Here is a 5,242-nt window from a genome sequence, read left to right as displayed (position 1 = left end):
TTCAGAACTAACACAGTGGACGCGAGCAACTGAGGACAAGCCCTCGGCCTATTAGTACCAGTCAGCTTCACCCGTTACCGGGCTTCCACATCTGGCCTATCAACCCAGTCGTCTACTGGGAGCCTTACCCTCTCAAGGAGGTGGGAATACTCATCTTGAAGCAGGCTTCCCGCTTAGATGCTTTCAGCGGTTATCCCTCCCGAACGTAGCCAACCAGCCATGCCCTTGGCAGGACAACTGGCACACCAGAGGTTCGTCCGTCCCGGTCCTCTCGTACTAGGGACAGCCCTTCTCAATATTCCTACGCGCACAGCGGATAGGGACCGAACTGTCTCACGACGTTCTAAACCCAGCTCGCGTACCGCTTTAATGGGCGAACAGCCCAACCCTTGGGACCGACTCCAGCCCCAGGATGCGACGAGCCGACATCGAGGTGCCAAACCATCCCGTCGATATGGACTCTTGGGGAAGATCAGCCTGTTATCCCCGGGGTACCTTTTATCCGTTGAGCGACGGCGCTTCCACAAGCCACCGCCGGATCACTAGTCCCGACTTTCGTCCCTGCTCGACCCGTCGGTCTCACAGTCAAGCTCCCTTGTGCACTTACACTCAACACCTGATTGCCAACCAGGCTGAGGGAACCTTTGGGCGCCTCCGTTACTCTTTAGGAGGCAACCGCCCCAGTTAAACTACCCATCAGACACTGTCCCTGATCCGGATCACGGACCGAGGTTAGACATCCAGCACGACCAGAGTGGTATTTCAACGGCGACTCCACAACCACTGGCGTGGCCGCTTCAAAGTCTCCCACCTATCCTACACAAGCCGAACCGAACACCAATATCAAACTATAGTAAAGGTCCCGGGGTCTTTCCGTCCTGCTGCGCGAAACGAGCATCTTTACTCGTAGTGCAATTTCACCGGGCCTATGGTTGAGACAGTCGAGAAGTCGTTACGCCATTCGTGCAGGTCGGAACTTACCCGACAAGGAATTTCGCTACCTTAGGATGGTTATAGTTACCACCGCCGTTTACTGGCGCTTAAGTTCTCAGCTTCGCCACACCGAAATGTGACTAACCGGTCCCCTTAACGTTCCAGCACCGGGCAGGCGTCAGTCCGTATACATCGCCTTACGGCTTCGCACGGACCTGTGTTTTTAGTAAACAGTCGCTTCTCGCTGGTCTCTGCGGCCACCCCCAGCTCACGGAGTAAATCCGATCACCAGTGATGGCCCCCCTTCTCCCGAAGTTACGGGGGCATTTTGCCGAGTTCCTTAACCATAGTTCACCCGAACGCCTCGGTATTCTCTACCTGACCACCTGAGTCGGTTTAGGGTACGGGCCGCCATGAAACTCGCTAGAGGCTTTTCTCGACAGCATAGGATCATCCACTTCACCACAATCGGCTCGGCATCAGGTCTCAGCCTTAATGAGGGACGGATTTGCCTACCCCTCGGCCTACACCCTTACCCCGGGACTACCACCGCCCGGGCTGGACTACCTTCCTGCGTCACCCCATCGCTTACCTACTACCACCTTGGACCGGCGGCTCCACCACTTTCCCTTGCCCGAAGGCTCCGGAACGGCTTCACGGCCTTAGCATCAATGGATTCGATATTGGGCGTTTCAAAGCGGGTACCGGAATATCAACCGGTTGTCCATCGACTACGCCTGTCGGCCTCGCCTTAGGTCCCGACTTACCCTGGGCAGATCAGCTTGACCCAGGAACCCTTAGTCAATCGGCGCACACGTTTCTCACGTGTGTATCGCTACTCATGCCTGCATTCTCACTCGTGAACCGTCCACAACTAGCTTCCGCTGCTGCTTCACCCGGCACACGACGCTCCCCTACCCATCACAGCGGGCGTTGGCCCTATTGCTGCAATGACACGACTTCGGCGGTACGCTTGAGCCCCGCTACATTGTCGGCGCGGAATCACTTGACCAGTGAGCTATTACGCACTCTTTCAAGGGTGGCTGCTTCTAAGCCAACCTCCTGGTTGTCTCTGCGACTCCACATCCTTTCCCACTTAGCGTACGCTTGGGGGCCTTAGTCGATGCTCTGGGCTGTTTCCCTCTCGACCATGGAGCTTATCCCCCACAGTCTCACTGCCACGCTCTCACTTACCGGCATTCGGAGTTTGGCTAAGGTCAGTAACCCGGTAGGGCCCATCGCCTATCCAGTGCTCTACCTCCGGCAAGAAACACGTGACGCTGCACCTAAATGCATTTCGGGGAGAACCAGCTATCACGGAGTTTGATTGGCCTTTCACCCCTAACCACAGGTCATCCCCCAGGTTTTCAACCCTGGTGGGTTCGGTCCTCCACGAAGTCTTACCTCCGCTTCAACCTGCCCATGGCTAGATCACTCCGCTTCGGGTCTAGAGCGTGCAACTCAATCGCCCTATTCGGACTCGCTTTCGCTACGGCTTCCCCACACGGGTTAACCTCGCTACACACCGCTAACTCGCAGGCTCATTCTTCAAAAGGCACGCAGTCACGACCGGTGTTCCGAAGAACAACGGCGACGCTCCCACGGCTTGTAGGCACACGGTTTCAGGTACTATTTCACTCCGCTCCCGCGGTACTTTTCACCATTCCCTCACGGTACTATCCGCTATCGGTCACCAGGGAATATTTAGGCTTAGCGGGTGGTCCCGCCAGATTCACACGGGATTTCTCGGGCCCCGTGCTACTTGGGAGATTCTTAAGCAAGCCGCTGATGTTTCGTCTACGGGGGTCTTACCCTCTACGCCGGACCTTTCGCATGTCCTTCGACTACATCAACGGTTTCTGACTCGCCGACCGGCCGGCAGACCGGTCAAAAGAATTCCCACAACCCCGTATGCGCAACCCCTGCCGGGTATCACACGCATACGGTTTGGCCTCATCCGGTTTCGCTCGCCACTACTCCCGGAATCACGGTTGTTTTCTCTTCCTGCGGGTACTGAGATGTTTCACTTCCCCGCGTTCCCTCCACACTGCCTATGTGTTCAGCAGTGGGTGACAGCCCATGACGACTGCCGGGTTTCCCCATTCGGACACCCCCGGATCAAAGCTCAGTTGGCAGCTCCCCGGGGCCTATCGCGGCCTCTCACGTCCTTCATCGGTTCCTGGTGCCAAGGCATCCACCGTGTGCCCTTAAAAACTTGGCCTACAGATGCTCGCGTCCACTGTGTAGTTCTCAAACAACGACCAGCCACCCATCACCCCGACCTCTACAGGTCGAGTTCACTGGGGCCGGCATGAAGACACAACCTCACGGCCGTACCCTCAGACACCCAACAACGTGCCAGGCACGATCACCAGTACCAACCCTGTTTTCCACGCCGAAGCAGTACTTACAGAAGAAGATTCTGGAAACCGTGCCAAATAATCAACGTTCCACCCATGAGCAACCGTGCGAGTCATTCGCTCGCAGTCGGCTATGTGCTCCTTAGAAAGGAGGTGATCCAGCCGCACCTTCCGGTACGGCTACCTTGTTACGACTTCGTCCCAATCGCCAGTCCCACCTTCGACAGCTCCCTCCCTTACGGGTTGGGCCACCGGCTTCGGGTGTTACCGACTTTCGTGACGTGACGGGCGGTGTGTACAAGGCCCGGGAACGTATTCACCGCAGCAATGCTGATCTGCGATTACTAGCAACTCCGACTTCATGGGGTCGAGTTGCAGACCCCAATCCGAACTGAGACCGGCTTTTTGAGATTCGCTCCACCTTGCGGTATCGCAGCTCATTGTACCGGCCATTGTAGCACGTGTGCAGCCCAAGACATAAGGGGCATGATGACTTGACGTCGTCCCCACCTTCCTCCGAGTTGACCCCGGCGGTCTCCTGTGAGTCCCCATCACCCCGAAGGGCATGCTGGCAACACAGGACAAGGGTTGCGCTCGTTGCGGGACTTAACCCAACATCTCACGACACGAGCTGACGACAGCCATGCACCACCTGTATACCGACCACAAGGGGGGCACTATCTCTAATGCTTTCCGGTATATGTCAAGCCTTGGTAAGGTTCTTCGCGTTGCGTCGAATTAAGCCACATGCTCCGCTGCTTGTGCGGGCCCCCGTCAATTCCTTTGAGTTTTAGCCTTGCGGCCGTACTCCCCAGGCGGGGAACTTAATGCGTTAGCTGCGGCACCGACGACGTGGAATGTCGCCAACACCTAGTTCCCAACGTTTACGGCGTGGACTACCAGGGTATCTAATCCTGTTCGCTCCCCACGCTTTCGCTCCTCAGCGTCAGTAATGGCCCAGAGATCCGCCTTCGCCACCGGTGTTCCTCCTGATATCTGCGCATTTCACCGCTACACCAGGAATTCCGATCTCCCCTACCACACTCTAGCTAGCCCGTATCGAATGCAGACCCGAGGTTAAGCCTCGGGCTTTCACATCCGACGTGACAAGCCGCCTACGAGCTCTTTACGCCCAATAATTCCGGACAACGCTTGCGCCCTACGTATTACCGCGGCTGCTGGCACGTAGTTAGCCGGCGCTTCTTCTGCAGGTACCGTCACTTTCGCTTCTTCCCTGCTGAAAGAGGTTTACAACCCGAAGGCCGTCATCCCTCACGCGGCGTCGCTGCATCAGGCTTTCGCCCATTGTGCAATATTCCCCACTGCTGCCTCCCGTAGGAGTCTGGGCCGTGTCTCAGTCCCAGTGTGGCCGGTCGCCCTCTCAGGCCGGCTACCCGTCGTCGCCTTGGTGGGCCATTACCCCACCAACAAGCTGATAGGCCGCGGGCTCATCCTTCACCGCCGGAGCTTTCAACCCCCGCCCATGCAGGCAGGAGTAATATCCGGTATTAGACCCCGTTTCCAGGGCTTGTCCCAGAGTGAAGGGCAGATTGCCCACGTGTTACTCACCCGTTCGCCACTAATCCACCCCGAAGGGCTTCATCGTTCGACTTGCATGTGTTAAGCACGCCGCCAGCGTTCGTCCTGAGCCAGGATCAAACTCTCCATGAATGTTTACCCGTAATCGGGTGCACACACACTTAGAGCGGGACAATCAAGTCGGAATAAGACCGATCGTCCACAACGTCCTCGCTGTGTAATTGCCTGCAAGCACTCCGGGAAACCCGGAACCCCACAGGACTTTTTCAAAGGAACCTCATCCACCGAAATGGACGGGGTATCAACTTCTGGCGTTGATTTTTGGCACGCTGTTGAGTTCTCAAGGAACGGACGCTTCCTTTGTACTCACCCTCTCGGGCTTTCCTCCGGGCTTTCGTTCTGTTCTTGCT

At 56.8% G+C, this 5,242-nt stretch carries 2 rRNA genes; both read right to left on the bottom strand.

What is annotated here, in order from left to right:
- Positions 1 to 31: 31 nt before the first annotated feature.
- Positions 32 to 3,154: ribosomal RNA gene (locus ACFWTC_RS38405) — 23S ribosomal RNA — on the bottom strand.
- Positions 3,155 to 3,439: 285 nt separating this feature from the next.
- Positions 3,440 to 4,964: ribosomal RNA gene (locus tag ACFWTC_RS38400) — 16S ribosomal RNA — on the bottom strand.
- The 16S and 23S rRNA genes sit together here, the layout of an rRNA operon.
- Positions 4,965 to 5,242: the final 278 nt, after the last annotated feature.

Origin of the sequence: Streptomyces sp. NPDC058619 (genome assembly GCF_042717785.1) — a bacterium.
Classification (GTDB): domain Bacteria; phylum Actinomycetota; class Actinomycetes; order Streptomycetales; family Streptomycetaceae; genus Streptomyces.
This window is presented reverse-complemented; position numbering and strand designations above follow the sequence as displayed.